This window comes from Betaproteobacteria bacterium (assembly GCA_016720855.1).
In the GTDB taxonomy this organism is placed as follows: Bacteria; Pseudomonadota; Gammaproteobacteria; order Burkholderiales; family Usitatibacteraceae; genus FEB-7.
Genome location: JADKJU010000002.1, coordinates 764,755 through 781,230, shown reverse-complemented (window position 1 = coordinate 781,230; position 16,476 = coordinate 764,755). Strand labels below are relative to the sequence as shown.

Annotated in this window: 13 protein-coding genes and 1 pseudogene; 8 read left to right on the top strand and 6 right to left on the bottom strand. The window is 67.4% G+C overall.

The window, feature by feature from the left end; all coding sequences use genetic code 11:
• Window positions 1-3 precede the first annotated feature (3 nt).
• From IPP91_10825 to IPP91_10790, 8 genes and pseudogenes are all read left to right on the top strand, one after another.
• Entirely contained in the window at window positions 4-1,257 is a 1,254-nt protein-coding gene (locus IPP91_10825; GenBank protein ID MBL0142564.1) for an HlyD family efflux transporter periplasmic adaptor subunit, read from the top strand.
• Window positions 1,258-1,276: 19 nt separating this feature from the next.
• Window positions 1,277-3,451 (top strand): annotated as a pseudogene (locus tag IPP91_10820) (peptidase domain-containing ABC transporter).
• 195 nt (window positions 3,452-3,646) lie between these two features.
• Complete coding sequence (locus tag IPP91_10815; GenBank protein ID MBL0142563.1) at window positions 3,647-4,120, top strand: type II toxin-antitoxin system HicB family antitoxin; 474 nt, start codon at window positions 3,647-3,649, stop codon at window positions 4,118-4,120.
• Between the two features lie 18 nt (window positions 4,121-4,138).
• Entirely contained in the window at window positions 4,139-4,867 is a 729-nt protein-coding gene (locus IPP91_10810; protein MBL0142562.1) for a hypothetical protein, read from the top strand.
• Window positions 4,868-5,035: 168 nt separating this feature from the next.
• Entirely contained in the window at window positions 5,036-5,365 is a 330-nt protein-coding gene (locus IPP91_10805) for a hypothetical protein (GenBank protein ID MBL0142561.1), read from the top strand.
• Entirely contained in the window at window positions 5,365-6,414 is a 1,050-nt protein-coding gene (locus IPP91_10800) for a serine hydrolase (protein MBL0142560.1), read from the top strand. The genes IPP91_10805 and IPP91_10800 overlap by 1 nt, the downstream gene beginning before the upstream one ends.
• A gap of 339 nt (window positions 6,415-6,753) precedes the next feature.
• Entirely contained in the window at window positions 6,754-8,109 is a 1,356-nt protein-coding gene (locus tag IPP91_10795; GenBank protein ID MBL0142559.1) for a hypothetical protein, read from the top strand.
• 92 nt (window positions 8,110-8,201) lie between these two features.
• The gene (locus IPP91_10790) at window positions 8,202-10,223 is read left to right on the top strand and encodes an OPT/YSL family transporter (GenBank protein MBL0142558.1); all 2,022 of its coding nucleotides are present in this window, start codon (window positions 8,202-8,204) and stop codon (window positions 10,221-10,223) included.
• Between the two features lie 28 nt (window positions 10,224-10,251).
• Here IPP91_10790 and IPP91_10785 read toward each other — a convergent pair whose 3' ends face one another.
• The 6 genes from IPP91_10785 to gsiB form a co-directional block, all read right to left on the bottom strand.
• The gene (locus IPP91_10785; GenBank protein MBL0142557.1) at window positions 10,252-11,025 is read right to left on the bottom strand and encodes an aspartate/glutamate racemase family protein; all 774 of its coding nucleotides are present in this window, start codon (window positions 11,023-11,025) and stop codon (window positions 10,252-10,254) included.
• A 49-nt stretch (window positions 11,026-11,074) separates the two neighbouring features.
• A complete protein-coding gene (locus tag IPP91_10780; protein MBL0142556.1) occupies window positions 11,075-11,893 on the bottom strand; it encodes a M55 family metallopeptidase in 819 nt (272 codons plus the stop codon).
• Window positions 11,890-12,984 carry a P1 family peptidase gene (locus IPP91_10775; protein MBL0142555.1) on the bottom strand — a complete coding sequence of 365 codons (1,095 nt, stop codon included), beginning with the start codon at window positions 12,982-12,984 and terminating at the stop codon, window positions 11,890-11,892. Before IPP91_10775 ends, IPP91_10780 begins: the two co-directional genes overlap by 4 nt.
• 12 nt (window positions 12,985-12,996) lie before the next feature.
• A complete protein-coding gene (gsiD, locus tag IPP91_10770) occupies window positions 12,997-13,905 on the bottom strand; it encodes a glutathione ABC transporter permease GsiD (GenBank protein ID MBL0142554.1) in 909 nt (302 codons plus the stop codon).
• A 7-nt stretch (window positions 13,906-13,912) separates the two neighbouring features.
• Window positions 13,913-14,833 carry a glutathione ABC transporter permease GsiC gene (gsiC, locus tag IPP91_10765; protein ID MBL0142553.1) on the bottom strand — a complete coding sequence of 307 codons (921 nt, stop codon included), beginning with the start codon at window positions 14,831-14,833 and terminating at the stop codon, window positions 13,913-13,915.
• Window positions 14,834-14,898: 65 nt separating this feature from the next.
• Entirely contained in the window at window positions 14,899-16,458 is a 1,560-nt protein-coding gene (gene gsiB / locus IPP91_10760) for a glutathione ABC transporter substrate-binding protein GsiB (protein MBL0142552.1), read from the bottom strand.
• Window positions 16,459-16,476 lie beyond the last annotated feature (18 nt).

The following is a 16,476-nucleotide window of genomic DNA, read 5'->3' as shown; positions in this document are numbered from 1 at the left end:
TCCGTGAGATTTCCCGCATTCCGGGAGGAAGTCCGCGCCGAGCAGGCCCACGCAGCGCTGGGGACCATCGTCCTGATTCGCCCGCTTTCATTCGGGGTGCTCACCACCACCGCCGTCGCCATCGCCGCAGCCATCCTCTCGTACCTGGTCCTCGCCGATTACGCGAAGAAGGCGCCCCTTGCAGGAATCCTCGTTCCATCCTCGGGCACGATCAGGGTGGTGGCGCCGCAGTCCGGGCTCGTGCGCGAGCGCCGCGTAAGGGAAGGCGAACGGGTTGCGGCCGGTGAAGCGCTGCTGCAACTTGTGGACGCGCGCGTCACCCGCGACGACGGTCCGGTCGGCGCGGCCACGATCGTCCTGGCGGAGCAGCGAATCGCGACCACGCGACGGCAGCGCAACGACATCCTGGCCGCCAGCCTGAGCGAGCGCGAGGGACTGCGGGGCCGCATCGCCGGCCTCGAGGCCGAGGCGTCCCAGCTCGATGGCGAGCTTGAGGCGCTCCTTGCCCGCGAGGCGCTGGCGCTGCGATCGCTGCAGCGCCACGACGAGCTCGAGCGCCGGGGGTTCGCGTCGCCGGCACAGCGGCAGCAGAAGGAGGAGGACTCGCTCGAGCATCGCTCCCGGCGGCACGCGGCGGCCCGCACGCGAATGGCCATGGCGCGCGAGATCGCCGGCCTTCGCCTGGCCGTCACCGAATCGGAATCGCGGTCGCGCGCCCAGCTTGCCGCGCTCGACGCACAGCTCGCCGCCCTGGCCCAGGAACAGGTCGAGCGGCGTGCCCTGGCCGATGCGGTGGTGACCGCGCCGGCGGCGGGGACCGTGGCGGCCCTGCTCGTCGAACCCGGCCAGCTCGTCGCAAGCGGCACGAACCTCCTGACGCTGCTCCCGGAAGGCTCGCCGCTGGAAGCGCACCTGTTCGCCCCGTCACGAGCCGTCGGGTTCATTCGCGCGGGCCAGGAGGTGCTGCTGCGCTACCCCGCATTCCCGTACCAGAAGTTCGGCATTCACCGCGCCCGCGTGCTGTCGGTGTCACGAAGCGCCATCGCGCCCGCGGAGCTGGGTTTCACGCCGCCCGACGGCTCGCGCGAACCCGTCTATCGCGTCAAGGTGGCACTCGGTACGCAAACGGTCGCCGCCTACGGCCGCGCCGAACTCCTGCAGGCCGGCATGCAGGTGGAGGCGGACGTGCTGCTCGACAGGCGCCGGCTCATCGAGTGGGTGTTCGAGCCCCTGTTCAGCCTTTCCGAAAGGAGTTGAAGTGGTCTCGCTGGCGGGTGTGGAATTCGGCGGCGGAGCGCGCCTGCCTGTGTACCTGCAGACGGAGGCGGCCGAGTGCGGCCTGGCGAGCCTCGGGATGGTCGCCAGCTTCCACGGGCACCGCATCGACCTGGCGGGGCTGCGCCGGCGCTTCACGCTTTCGCTCAAGGGCGCCACGCTTGCCTACCTGATGCAGGTGGCCGGCAGGCTTCACCTCGCGCCCCGGCCCCTGCGACTGGAGCTGGACGAGATCCGGCAACTGAAGACCCCCTGCATCCTGCACTGGGACCTCAACCACTTCGTCGTGCTCAAGTCGGCGACGGCGCGCGAGGCGGTCATCCACGATCCCGCCTTCGGCGTGCGCCGCCTGTCGATGGCCGAAGTCTCGAAGCACTTCACGGGCATCGCCCTCGAACTCGTTCCCACGGTCGAGTTTCGTCCGGCCGACGAGCGCCGCCGGGTGCGCCTGCGCGACCTCACGGGGCCGGTCACGGGGCTCTCCCGCTCGCTCGTGCAGGTGCTCCTGCTCGCGCTCGTGCTCCAGTCGTTCGCGATCCTGGCGCCCTTCTACATGCAGTGGGTCGTCGATGGGGCCGTGGTTTCGGCCGACCGCGACCTGCTCGCCGTCCTGGGCCTGGGCTTTCTCCTGCTGGCAGCGATCCAGGTGGCGGTGGCCGGCCTTCGATCCTGGGTCGTGCTCTACCTCGGGACGACGCTCAACCTGCAGTGGCTGGCGAACGTCTTCTCGCACCTGCTGAAGCTTCCGGTCGCGTGGTTCGAGAAGCGGCACCTGGGCGACGTGGTGTCCCGATTCGGCGCGGTGACGACGATCCAGCGGACCCTTACGTCGAGCTTCGTCGAGGCACTCATCGACGGCCTGATGGCCGTGGCCACCGTCGCGATGATGCTGGTGTACAGCGGCCGGCTTACGGCCATCGCGAGCGTTGCGGTGGCCGCCTATGCGATTTCGCGCGCCGCGTTCTACGCGCCCCTGCGCCGCGCAACCGAGGAGCACATCGTCCATGCCGCGCGTCAGCAGAGTCATTTCCTCGAGACCGTGCGCGGCGTGCAGTCGATCAAGCTCTTCGGGCGGCAGGGGGAGCGGCGCTCCCGTTACCTCAACCTCGTGGTCGACACCACCAACCGGGACCTTGCCGTGCAGAAGCTCTCGCTCGGCTTCCGCTCCGCCAACGGCCTGGTCTTCGGCGCCGAGCGGATTGTCGTGGTGTGGGTGGGCGCGACCCTCGTTCTCGATTCCGCGTTCTCCATCGGGATGCTCTTCGCGTTCATGGCCTACAAGGAACAGTTTTCGGCCCGCGTGGCGGGTCTCATCGACAAGCTGATCGAGTTGAAGATGCTGCAGTTGCAGGGCGAGCGCCTCGCCGACATCGTGCTCACGGCGGCCGAGGAGGAGGCGCCGACTCCCGTGCCTCGCGTCGAAGAGGCGTCCATCGAGGTGACGAATCTCTCCTTCCGGTACTCCGACACCGAGCCCTTCGTGCTGCACGGCTGCTCGTTCCGGATCGAGCCGGGAGAATCGGTTGCGATCGTGGGCCCTTCGGGTTGCGGCAAGACCACGCTGGCGAAATTGATGCTCGGACTCCTGGCCCCGACCGACGGACAGGTGCTGGTGGGCGGCATGGACATCCAGAAACTGGGCGTGGATCCCTACCGCCGCCTCGTCGGGACGGTGATGCAGGACGATCCGCTGTTTGCCGGATCGATCGCGGACAACGTGAGCTTCTTCGACCCCGACCCCAGCCAGGAGGCGATCGAGCGCTGCACGCGCCTGGCCGCCGTGCACGACGACATCGCGGCGATGCCGATGGGCTACCACACCCTCATCGGCGACATGGGGGCGGCCCTGTCGGGCGGGCAGCGCCAGCGCATCCTCCTCGCGCGCGCCCTCTACAAGCAGCCGTGCATCCTGTTCCTGGACGAGGCCACCAGCGCCCTCGACGTGCAGCGCGAGCGCCAGGTGAACGAGGCGATCCGGGGGCTCAACCTCACGCGCATCCTCATCGCGCACCGGCCGGAAACGATCGCTTCGGCGGGCCGCGTGATCGTGCTGCAGGGCGGGAAGGTGGCGCAGGACCTGCGTCGGGCTTTCGACGCCGGCCGGGGCGATGGGACAGGCAATCCAGGCAGGTCGATGGAAGCGAACGCTTCCGCGGTCCGTCCCCAGTGTGTATGATACACACTGCCTCGAGCACCGACATTCTTCGAAGGCTTCGGCGCGAGGGGTGGATTCGGACCCACCAGAAGGGCAGCCACGTGTAGCTGAAGCATCCGATTCGCGGTGGCATCGTGGTCGTCCCGCACCCGGCAAGGACCTTCCCGCGGGAACGCTTCGGGCAATCTTCAGACAAGCGGGATGGAGTTGAGAAACATGCTTTTTCCGGTCGTCGTCCACAAGCAACCCCGAAGCGCCTATGGCGTCACGGTCCCCGACCTTCCCGGCTGCGTCACCGCCGGCGACACGCTCGACGAGGCCCTGCGCAACGTCCAGGAGGCGGTCGAGACCTACCTCCACGGCGAAGCGAACGCGCCCGTACCCTCGCCACTGGACCGGTGGGCACGCGACCCCGATTTTGCCGATGGCGTATTCGCGCTGGTCGAGGTGAACCTCGATTTCATGGCCGACGAAACCGTGCGGGTGAACATCACCGCGAAGCGCTCGGCCCTCGCGCTGATAGACCGGGTCGCCAAGGCCCGCGGCGAGGATCGGTCGGAGTTCCTGATCCGCGCCGCCCTCGAGCGCGCCGGCGGCACCGCGGCAACCACACCCCCGCCGCGCTACGCGGGGAAGAGTGCGCGGTCGTTGGGCTCGCTTCACAAGGCGAAGGCGCGCGGGCGACGATAACCTCCCGGGAGCCAGGACATGCCATTCCCGATTTGCACTGAACTGCCGGGCGCCTCGACCTGGCTGGCCATGCCTGCCACCCGTTGTGTCGTGCCGATCGTGCTTGCCTTGACACTGGCCGCCTGCCATCGCCAGGCTCCCCTGGCGCCGGAACTCGCGGCCATCAAGTGCCCGGCCGACCGGACGGAGCACGCGAGCACGAAGTTCGGCAAGGCCGAACTGACTTTCGTATGCATCAGCGAGAGGCTGGCAAGCACGCCGCACATGCTCAGATGCGACCTGGACAGCCGCCCGATGGTTTGCGAGGACGCAGGCACCTTCGTGTTCAGCCGCAGCGCCGAGGGCAAGGTCTATTCCGGGTCCCTGCCGAAGTTCGTTCAGGAACGCGAATCCATCGCGCCCGATGCTCCCCACGGATCGCAACTGATCGTGAATTTCCGGAATGCGCCGCCCCGGACATCGACATTCGAGGAAGTCGAAACCGACTGGCGCTTCCTGCTTCCGGAGGCGAGGGACCTGCTGCCGCCGGGGTTCACCTTCGTCAAGGGCGCGCTCTGCGACCGGGAAGCGACCGTGCTCAATACCGGCAGCTGCAACCTCGAGGCACGGTCGGCCTCGCTGTACTGGCACATCTCCGTGTACATCCCCGTCGAGAAGGGCACGCCGATTTCCGCCGGGGAATACCGCGAGGAACTTGCCTTCTGGCTCAAGGTCCTCGACAAGGTGGTTGTCGATCCCGGGAAGTAGCGGGCTCCTGCAGGCGCGAAAGGGACAGTCATTCCCGGGCACGATGCCCGGCGTGTTGCTTTCCTCCCCGGCGGCAGCTATAAATCACGCGGTGCCACCGAAGGCCGGTCATACTGGTTGAATGGCGCCAGACCGACGAGTCGATCACGCATCGCGAAAGCCCGGAAAATGACAGACTCCTCCATTCCCTCCTACGCAGGCCTGATCGCGATAGTGGTCATCATGGCGAACCTGGCGACCGCCTGGCTGGTGGTGCTCGCCATGGGGGAAAACAGTGGCGGTGTCTTTTCCGAGGGGCCGCCATGGATCGCCGTGGGAAGCGGTGTCACCCTCGCGCTCTGGCATTACAACGTCATTCTTCCCGCCGAGATGTCCTTCTGGGGATCGGTCCTGCTGGGCGCCATGGGCCTGTGGGGCTCCTGGGTGGACTACGCCCGCCTTTCCGATCGCCGGAGGGCGCTCGACAAGGCCCGACAGGATCGCAAGTCGGCCTCGTGATGCCGTTCAACGAAGCAATCGCCTTTGCACAGTCGCACGAGATCCCGTGGCCGCGTGATCCGGCAGCCGACCCCGCGCATTGGGGCGTCCACCACGATGACCCGGAGCCATTCAACCGCCTGCGCGGGCCGGTGCATCCGCGCGGTGGCGTCTCCGGCGTCGTCCGCGTGCGCGATGAGGAAGTCGCCGCCTGGGGCGAACCCGATTCGGCGGACCAGACTTTCAGCGTCGCGAAGACTTACCTCGCGCTGCTCGCGGGCATCGCGCATGCGCGCGGGCTGCTCGAACCGGGCGAGTGCGTGAGCGAGCGTCTGCCGGGCATCGGCTTCGATTCAGCGCACAACCGCGTGATCACGTGGGAGCACCTGCTCACGCAGACCAGCGAATGGCAGGGCGAATGCTTCGGCATGCCCGACCAGGTGGAGCATTACCGGCGCGTGTCTCACGACCCCAAGCCACCCGCAGGCAGGAAGGGCGAGCTGCGCCCGCTGCGCGAGCCGGGCAGCTACTGGGAATACAACGACGTGCGCATCAACCAGCTCTCGTTGGCGCTGCTCCACCTCTTCAGGCGGCCGCTGCCGGAGGTGTTCCTCGAAAGCGTGTTGCAGCCGATCGGCGGCGGCCGCGATTTCCGCTGGGAGGGCTACGACGATGCCCGGGTCGAGATCGACGGGCAGCGATTACAGTCGGTACCCGGCGGCACGCATTGGGGCGGCGGCGTGAGGATCAGCGCGCGCGACCAGGCGCGTATCGCCCAGCTGCTGCTGCACGGCGGCGCGCACGAGGGCCGTCAGGTCCTTGCGCGCGAGTGGGTGCAGCGCATGCACGCACCCTGCGCGGTGGCACCCTTCTACGGCTGGCTTGCCTGGCTCAATCGCGACGCACGCCTGTTCGCCGATGCCTCGCGCACGAGCTGGTTCATGCTCGGCGCGGGCGGCCACATGACGTGGATCGATCCGGAAAACGATGCGGTGGTCGTTGCCCGCTGGCTCGACGGCGAGCATTCGGCGGGCTTCGTGCTTCGCGTGGCGCAGGCGTTCAAGAGCTAGTCGCCGCCTCTGCTTCGGGTCGGGGCTTGGCGGTGGGCACCGGTGCTCGATCGCCGTCGCTCCACCCCGCTGCCTGCCTCGTCACGAGCGCCGCCGCCGATGCTCGGGGCAAAGTGGTTCTCCCTTCAACCGGAAAGAGAACCCCATGGCGCCGGGGCATCCGTGGGCGCATGCATTGTCAGATCAGCCGCCGGCAATCGATTCCTTTGCCTCCATTGCTTGCAGATGCATTCTGCTGTCAAACTCGCGCTTCGGCTTCCGATCTCGATTCACCAGACACGTGGCATGCGCAATTGCATCTTTCGAGCGCACTCGGCCCCATAACAACGACCCCATGCGATGAACCCCTTCCGGAAGCGCGCCGCGATACGAATCGCTGCCGTCAGCATTCTTCTGGCTTCGATTGCCAGCCCTGTTTCATGGCTCATTGCGCGCGAAGGGGCAGAGGAAGCGATCATCGCCCTGGCCACCGAAGAATCACGCAGCTTGATCGATCACTTCAACGCGACCGATCTCACCGGCGAGGAGGCCACCCAACGTGCCACGCTCGCAGCCCAATCCATTTCCGGCGGCCTGTTTGACATCGCCGAACTCTACGACAGCCAGGGGCGCAAGCTGGCCGAAGCGATGACCAGCAATGGCGCCGCGGTCGAATCGGCTCTGCCCCATCATGACACCCCGACCTACACCGCTGCGTCGTACGCCAGTTTTGAACTTCCAGGCAAGCGCTGGATCGTGCGCATCTTCATCCCCTTGCGCAAATCGCCAACCGACACCACCGGGCCGATCACCGGCTATTTCGAGGGAATCCGCGTCGTTCCACAATGGCAGAAGGAGCAGATTTCCGCCAGCTCCCTGTCGGCGGCACTCATGGTCTGCCTGGCATCCTTGCTCTGCGGCGCCGCGCTCTATCCCGTCGTGGTGCGTCTATCCGTCGATAACGAGCGCAAGGCACGCGAGTTGCTCGAGTCGCAGTCCGCCCTTATTGAAGGCCTGCAGCGATCGGAGCGCGAACTGGAAGAAAAGGTCTCTCGGCGCACCCTGGAGCTTCAGCACGAGCAGATTCGTACCAAGGAGTTGCTGCACAATATCCTTCCAGTCGAAATCGCGGACGAACTGTCTGCCACAGGCAGCGCCCGTCCGGCCCGGCATGAGTCCGTGACCATCCTGTTCACCGACTTCGGCGGTTTCACGCAGGCTGTCTCCGCCATGCCGGCTGACCGGATGGTCGGCGAGCTCAATGAGATATTTGCGGCGTTCGACAGCATCACGGACGAGTATGGCGTTGAAAAGATCAAGACCATCGGCGACGCCTATATGGCCGCAGCCGGATTGCCAAAGGCTTGTTCCGATCATGCAAAACGCTGCGTACGCGTGGGACTGCGCATGATCGATTATCTCGAGAACAGAAACCGGACAGCCGCCTTCAAGTGGTCAGTTCGAATTGGCGTGCATTCCGGTCCGGTGGTGGCAGGTGTCGTCGGCAAGCGAAAATATGCCTACGACATCTGGGGGGATACCGTCAATATCGCGTCCCGCATGGAAAGCGCTGGCGAGATTGGCCGGGTCAATATCTCGGCCTACACCTACGATCTGATTCGGGAAGAGTTCGATTGCGAGTACCGCGGCAAGGTGGACGCCAAGGGCAAAGGCCAGATCGACATGTACTTCGTCACCGGATCCCGACGCGTTTGATCGGGCGCAGGCTCCCCGCGCGACGAGACGCTGTTGTTTGCCGGGCGATCCGGCCCGGATAGCCTGCGAAAGCTCTCCCACGGAGGAAGACGATGCCCAGCGAATCCGCCCAGCAGCCGGCCGGCAGGACCACCGGGGACTCGACCGGTTTGGCGCCCGAGGTTGCACCCCTGCCCGCGGATGCGACGCCGGAGGAAAAGGACCGGTACTGGTACAGCAACGTTTACCAGGGCGATCGCATGCCCCAGCTCACGTTCCGCGCGGTGGCGATGGGCTCGGTGCTCGGCATGCTGATGTCGATATCCAACCTCTACACGACGATGAAGGTCGGCTGGTCCTTCGGGGTGGCGATCACGTCCTGCGTGATGTCGTTCGTGGTCTGGAATGTCTTCCGCGGCGCGTCGGCCGGCCGCCTCACGCAGATGTCGATCCTGGAGAACAACTGCATGCAGTCCACGGCGTCGGCCGCCGGCTACTCGACCGGCTCGACCATCGCGACCGCCTTCGGCGCCTTGCTGATCCTCGACCCAGCCCATCGGCACCAGCCGTGGCTGATCGTCGCCTCGTTCACGCTCGTCACGGGCCTCATGGGCGTGTTCATGGCCATTCCGCTGAAGCGGCAGATGATCAACCAGGAGCAGCTTGCGTTCCCCTCGGGAATTGCCGCGGCCACGACCCTGCGCAGCCTCTACAGTCGTGGCACCGAAGCCCTCAGGAGAGCCTACGCGCTGGTCGCCGCGCTGGTCGCCGGCGCCGTGGTGGGCGTGCTCAACACCGCCGAGGACCAGTTTGCGGCGCTCGGCCGGTTCTTCGAGTGGATGCGCAGCCATCTCTTCGACGTCCACCTGCCGGAGCAGATTCCCGAACACGGCTTCATGTCGATCGCGGGCAAGCCGGTCGTGGGCTTCGCGTTCGAACCCAGCGTGCTGCTCATCGGCGCGGGCATGATCGTCGGCATGAGGGTCTCGCTGTCGATGCTCGCCGCCTCGGCGGCGCTGCATTTCGTGATCGCGCCGTGGCTGCAGGCGATCGACGCGCAGAGCGCCGGCGTGCCCGGCTACATCGCATCGATCCCGCTGGTCGGCGGCGGCGCCCTGTTCCACGCTGTGCGGTGGGCGCTCTGGGGGGGGACGGCCGTCATGGTCTTCGCGAGCCTCACCTCCCTGGCTTTGCAGTGGAACACGGTCGTGCGGTCGTTCACGATGTTCCGGCGCGGCACGACACCGCGCTCGACTGCGGACATCGATATCGCCATGGCGCAGGTCGAGGTGCCCACGTCCTGGCTGGTTGCCGGCCTCGTCCCGATCTCGCTGGCGATGGTCGCGATCCAGATCGTCGCGTTCGGGATCTCGTGGTGGGCGGGCATCATCGCCGTCGCGATGTCCTTCGTCCTGGCGCTGGTCGCCTGCCGCGCGACGGGGGAAACCGACACGACCCCCATCGGCGCGATGGGCAAGGTGATGCAGCTGCTGTTCGCGCTGATCTCGCCGCCGGCGGCGGTGGGGCTGCAGGCCAGCATCACCCATAACCTGATGTCGGCCGGCATCGGCGCCAACAGCGCGAGTTCCGCCGCGGACCTGCTGACCGACCTCAAGAGCGGCTACCTCCTGGGCGCCAACCCCCGCAAGCAGTTCCTGGCGCAGTTCGTGGGCGTCTTCTTCGGCACGCTCGCGATCGTGCCAGCCTGGTATCTCATGATTCCCGACCAGGCGGCCCTCGAGAAATATCCGCTGCCCGCCACGCAGACCTGGGTCGCGGTGGCGCGCGTGCTCTCTGGCGGGCTGGAAAGCCTGCCGATGTCCGCGAGATACGCCATCGTGATCGGCGCGCTGGTCGGCGTGCTGATCCCGGTGCTCGAAAAGCTCGTTCCCAGGTCGCGGCCGTGGCTGCCTTCGGCCATGGGACTCGGACTCGGCTGGATCGTGTTCTTCAGCAACGCGCTGGCGTTCACGATCGGCGCGATCGTCGTCTGGGTCTGGAACAAGGCGGCGCCGAAGAACCAGGACTCCTACAGCGTGCCGATCGCTTCGGGGCTTATCGCGGGCGAGTCCCTCATGAAGGCGATCCTGGCCATGCTGGTGACGGCGATCGGTCTGTTGGCATCCGGTCCCTGATCGCTGCTGCCCGGCCCCCGGCTGCGGTTCAGGGGGACTCGCCAGCGATATTCGCGTAGGCCCGGTCGGCCAGCGCGCAAGCCAGCACATCGGTCGAGTTGACGAGCGTCCATGCCCTCGCCTGCGGTGCGCTCACCAGCGGCAGCGGGATCTCGGTGCAGCCCATGATGAGCGCCACGTCGCCGTGGCGCTCGATGAGACTCCTGCCCACCTCGACGAAACACATCCGGGCGCCGTCGATGTCATCGGCCTTCACGCCCTGGTAGATGCCGCGCATCAGCTGTGCCCGCTCCTCTTCGGTCGGCAGGTGGCACGCGATGCCGGCCTCGGCGAGGGCGGTTTCGTAGAGCCCGGTGAGATAGGTGCCCTGCGTGGCCATGAGCGCCGCCTCGCGCCGACCCGCGGCCTTCAGGCGCGCCGCCACCTCGCGGGGTGCGTGAAGGAGCTCGATGCCCGGAAACCCGGCTTGCAGCTCGGCATGCCACGCATGGGCGGTGTTGCAGGCAATCGCCACGGCGCGGACGCCCAGGGTCTCCAGCTGGCCTATTGCGCGGGCCATCGGCTCCAGGGGCGCATTGCGTTCCGGGCCCGTGGCGAGCAGGGCGTGCGTCCGGTCCGGCACGGGAACCTGGGCCAGCCAATGCTCGGGAAACGCCTGGTCGTTCACCGCCATGCCGAGTTCCTGCAGGCGGACGGCGCAGGCGTGCACGAAGTGGCGCAGGAAGTCGGCGCCCGCCGCGGGACCCATGCCGCCGAGGATTCCGACGATGTGCGGGCAATGAACGGATGCGACAGTGGGCATGATCGTGTCCTGCGGGTTCCGCGAAGAAGTCCGGAAAGGGCGTGCGCGGCTAGCGAAGCATGGCCGACATGGCCGAAAGGCAGTTCACCATCCGCACTGCGGCTTCCACAGTGGCGGCGCCGAACGCGACCTCGTCACCGCCCGTCCGCTTGAGCACGGGCCATTGGCAGAAGAGGTCCGCCAGCGCCGGCGTCTGCGTCTGGATGCGCACGGCGACGGGCCCCGCGATGACGAACGGGCTGGCCGCCTTGCCCTGCGCGAGCGCCACCGCCACGCCGGCGCGGATGGCCTCGCAGGCTTGCGCGGGCGACAGGCTCACCCCGCTGGTGTTTCCGGTCGCGCGCTTGGTCTCCACGAAGACCGCGTGCGGGAACAGGGGGCGGTGCTCCTCGACGAAGGCGTCGTCTCCGCTCGCCATCACCACGGGCACGCCGTATTCGCCGGCGAGGGCCCCGTAGATGCCGGCTTCGCCGAGCTCGCGGTCGTTGAAGAACACGCGCGCGAAGGCGAAGCCGTTGATCGTGTGCGCGAGGATGCCGCGTCCCTTCGCCCGCGAGTGGTAGCCGATCATGCAAACCGCGTCCACGCCCTCTTCGACGCCGGCCATCATGCTCAGGTAGCGCGGCTTGCCCTGCACGGCCCGGGCGCGCGCGTCGAGCAGGTCCGGCGGCATGTTGCGGAAGTTGCCGTGCGAATCGTTCACCAGGACCTGCGCCGCGCCGGCATCGAACGCGCCGGCGATGGCGGCGTTGGCCTCATGCGTCATGAGGACCCGTGCGCGTTCGTATTCCGGATTCCCGGGGCGCGTCTGGTCCGGGTGGAAGACGCCGGCCACGCCTTCGATATCGGTGGAGATCAGGATTTTCATGCAAGGCTCGCGGAAGAAGTCGTCGGTTCGGGGAACGGGGGCCAATCCGCCAGCAGGTCGGACAAGGCGCTCCGATGGTGGCCGTTGCGCCCGGTCACCGCGCAGGCGCGCCACAGCGCGTGAACGATGGCCTGCTCGGTGCCGTCGGCCGCGGCCTGGAACAAGAGGTCCAGCAGGGTGTCGTGAAGCATTGCCCGGGCGGGCATGGGCCTGTCGGCTTCCTGCGGAACGGTGCAGGCGGTGGAAAAGGCCAGTGCGATGTCGCCGCTGCCGTGGCCGAACACCGAGCCCGTGCGCGCCAGTCCCGCGCCGGCGCGCAGCGCGAGCCGCCTGAGCTGTCTTGCGTCGAGCGGTGCATCGGTGGCGACGAGCATGATGATGGAGCCCTTCTCGGGCCCTTCGCGCGGCGGCGCGGTTTTTCCGGCCAGCAATGCCGCAAGCCGGTCTCCGATCGCGCGTCCCGCCATCACCAGTTGCCCGGTCCTGCCGTAATTGGCCAGCACGAGCGTGCCGACGGTGAACTCGCCGCCGCCGCGCGTCGCCACGCGCCGCGAGGCCGTCCCGATGCCGCCCTTCACGCCGAAGCACGACATGCCGCGGCCGGCGCCGACCGAGCCCTCCTCCACCTCGATGCCCGCCCCCTCGCACGCGCGGTCGTAGTGGCCTGCCGTGACCGCCATGCGCTGGATGTCGTTCAGGTAGCCGTCGTTGCACTCGAACACGAGCGGATTCACCGTGGGCAGGTTCCGTCCGCTGCCGGGGTTGGCCGCGATGCAGTGGCGGATCTGGGCCTGCGCCACCGCCGCGACGGAAAAGGTGTTGGTCAGCGCGATCGGGGTTTCCAGAACGCCCAGCTCCTCGACCTGCATCAGCCCCACGCTCTTGCCGAATCCGTTGATCACGGAGACGGCGGCGGGCACGCGGTCGCGAAACGGGTCTCCGGCGTGGGGCCGGATCACCGTAACGCCCGTCTGCACCTCGCCCTCGTCGAGGGTGCAGTGGCCCACGGTCACGCCGGCCACGTCGGTGATGGCATCGCGTCCGCCCGAGGGCAGGATGCCGATCCGCGGAAGGCGCTCGCGGGCGATCATGGCCGGGCAGCCCTACTGGCGGTCGATCTTCGGGTCGAGGGCATCGCGCAGGCCGTCGCCCAGGAGGTTGAAGGCCAGCACCGTGAGGAAGATCGCGAGGCTGGGGAAGAGGGCCACGTGCGGGGCGTTGACCATGTCGGCGCGCGCCTCGTTGAGCATGGCGCCCCACTCGGGCGTGGGCGGCTGCGCGCCCATCCCCAGGAACGACAGGCTCGCCGCGGTGATGATGGAGGTGCCCAGCCGCATGGTGAAGTACACGACGATCGAGGAGATCGTGCCCGGCAGGATGTGGCGCACGACGATGGTCCAGTTGGAGGCGCCGATGCTTCGCGCTGCCTCGACGTAGGTCATGTGCTTGAGGGCGAGCGTGTTGCCGCGCACGAGGCGCGCGAAGGCGGGCACGCTGAACACCGACACCGCCACCACCACGTTCACCATGCTGCTGCCCAGGATCGCCACCACGCCCAGCGCGAGCAGGATGCCGGGGAAGGCGAAGAGAACGTCCGAGATGCGCATGACGATGCGGTCCCACCAGCCCTCGTAGTAGCCGGCGAGCAGCCCGAGCGTCGTGCCTGCGAGCCCGCCCAGCACCACCGAGAAGAAGCCGGCCGCCAGCGAGATGCGCGACCCCATCAGGATGCGGCTGAGGATGTCTCGCCCGAGCGGGTCCACGCCGAGCCAGTGCGCGGCCGATGGAGGCGAATTGAGGCGGTCGTAGTCGAAGAAGTTCTCGGCGTCGTACGGGGCGATGAGCGGCGCGAAGACCGCGAGCAGCACGAGCAGCACCACGAAGGCGAGCGCTCCCATCGCCACGGGCTGCTTCTTGAACTTGCGCCAGAACTCGCTCCACGGCGTGCGCACGGCCGTGGACGCCGCGATGGCGGTCGTCGTGACAGTGTCGTTGCCCGCGGTCGCAGTCATCGTCGCCTCACCTGTAGCGGATGGTGGGATTGATGAGCCCGTAGACCAGGTCCACGGCCAGGTTGATGAGGATGAATTCCAGCGAGAAGAGCAGCACCAGCGCCTGGATGACCGGGTAGTCGCGGCTGTTCACGGAATCCACGAGCAGCCGCCCCAGCCCCGGCCAGTTGAAGACGGACTCGACGACGATCGAGCCGCCCAGCAGGAAACCGAACTGCAGGCCCATCATCGTGACCACGGGAATGAGGGCATTGCGCAGCGCGTGCCGCAGGATGACGACCCTCTCGCGCAGGCCCTTGGCGCGCGCCGTGCGGACGTAATCCTCCTGGATCACCTCGACGAGCGACGCCCGCGTGAATCGCGCCATCACGGCGGCCACGGCGGCGCCCAGCGTGAGCGACGGCAGGATGTAGTGCTTCCAGGTGTCGGCGCCGACGGTGGGCAGCCAGCCCAGCTTCACCGAGAAGACCTGCATCAGCAGCATGCCGAGGGCGAAAGACGGAAACGAGATGCCGGAGACGGCGAGCGTCATGCCGCCGCGGTCGGGCCATCGGTTGCGGAAGACCGCCGAGGCCACGCCGATCGACATGCCGAAGGTCACCGCCCACGCCATGCTCGACAGCGTGAGCGTGAAGGTCGCCAGGAAGCGCTCCGAGATCTCGGTGGCCACCGGGCGGCGTGTGCGCAGCGACCTGCCCAGGTCGCCCTTGACCATGTTCACGAAGAAGGCGGCGAACTGCTCCGGCAGCGGCTTGTCGAGGCCCAGGTCCTGGCGCACCAGCTCGACCGTCGCCTGGTCCGCATCCTGCCCGGCGGCCAGCAGCGCCGGGTCGCCCGGCAGCATGTGGACGAACAGGAAAACCAGCACGGCGACGATGAGCAGCGTCGGCGTGAGTCCCATGAGCCGCTTGATGAAGTAGTTGAACATGGCAGGGGGAGGTTGGATTGCGCGCGCCGGCCGGGGCAGGCGCGCGCAGGGCTTCGTTCGGACGTTTACTTGACGACGGCGATCTCGTCCATGTTGATGTTGCCGTCCGGCATGGCGTGGATTCCGCTGATCCGCTTGCTGGTGGCGTAGATGCTCTGCTCCGTCACCAGGGGCGCCCACGGCAGGTCCTTCATGATCTGCTCCTGGGCCTTGCTGTAGAGGGCCGTCTTCTCGTTCTCGTCAACGGACTTGAGCGCGGCCGCGATGGCGCCATCGACGATCGGGCTGCTGTAATACGCCGTGTTGTTGCTCTTCGGCGGCCAGGATTCCGTGGCGAGCAGCGGGCGCAGCGCCCAATCGGCCTCGCCCGTCGAGGAGGACCAGCCGGCGTAGTACATGCGCACCCGGGCGGTCTTCGGGTCCGGCGCCGCCTGCACCCACTCCGTGCGCTGCCCGGGCTCCAGGGCCTGCACGGAAACCTTGATGCCGACCTGCGCGAGCTGCTGCTGCAGGACCTGGATGGCCTTCTGGGCGGTGGTCGTCGTGTACGCGCTCCACAGGACGGACTCGAAGCCGTTGGGATAGCCCGCCTCCTTCAGCAGCTCGCGCGCCTTCTTCGGATCATGGGGCCAGGGCGCCATCTTGTGCGCATAGCGCACGCCCTGCGGCACCACGCCTTCGGCCGGAAAGGCGAACCCGCCGAAGGCCACCTTGGCGATCGCTTCCTTGTTGATGGCGTAGTTGATCGCCTGGCGCACGCGCAGGTCGTCGAAGGGCTTGTGCAGCATGTTGAAGCTCACGTAGCGCGTGATGATCGACGGGCCCACCGTGACGTTCAGCTTCGCGTTCTTCCGCAGGTCGGCGGCCTGCTCGTAGGGCAGCGGGAAGGCGAAGTCCGCCTCGCCCGTCTGCAGCATCGCGGCGCGCGTGTTGTTCTCCAGCACCGGCTTCCAGGTGACGTTGTCGACCTTGGGATATCCCTTCCTCCAGTAGCCGTCGAACTTCTTCATCTTCACGAAGTCCGTCTGCTTCCACTCGACGAACACGAACGGGCCCGTCCCCACCGGGTTGAAGGCGATGTCCTTGTTGCCGTACTTCTTCAGCGCCTCGGCGGAGATCATCCCCGCGGAGGGGTGCGCCAGCGAGTTGATGAACGGCGCGAACGGCTCCTTCAGGGTGACGCGCACCGCGAGGGGCGCGGTCGCCTCGACCTTGGCAACGCGGTTGAACTGCGTGTGGCGCGCGAGCTTGTTCTCGGGGTTCGCCGCGCGATCGAGGGTCGCCTTGACCGCCTCGGCATTGAACGGCGAGCCGTCGTGGAACTTCACGCCCGGGCGCAGCTTGAAGTCGTAGGTGAGCCCGTCCTTCGAGACGGTATAGCTTTCCGCGAGCACATTCTGGATCTTCAGGTCCTTGTCGAAGCCGAAGAGCCCCTGGTAGAAGTTCTTGAGCAGGGCCTGCGTAAGCGTGGTGTTGGTGTTGTACGGATCCAGCGAGTCGGGCTGCCCGCCGATGGCCAGCACCACGTCGGTCGAGGCGAAGGACGGCTGCGCCGCAAGGGCGATCAGGGTCAGGATGCCGGCTGCCGTGGCGCGGCAGCGGGAGGTGGGTGTCTGTCTCTTCATGGCGGGGCTCCTTCTGGG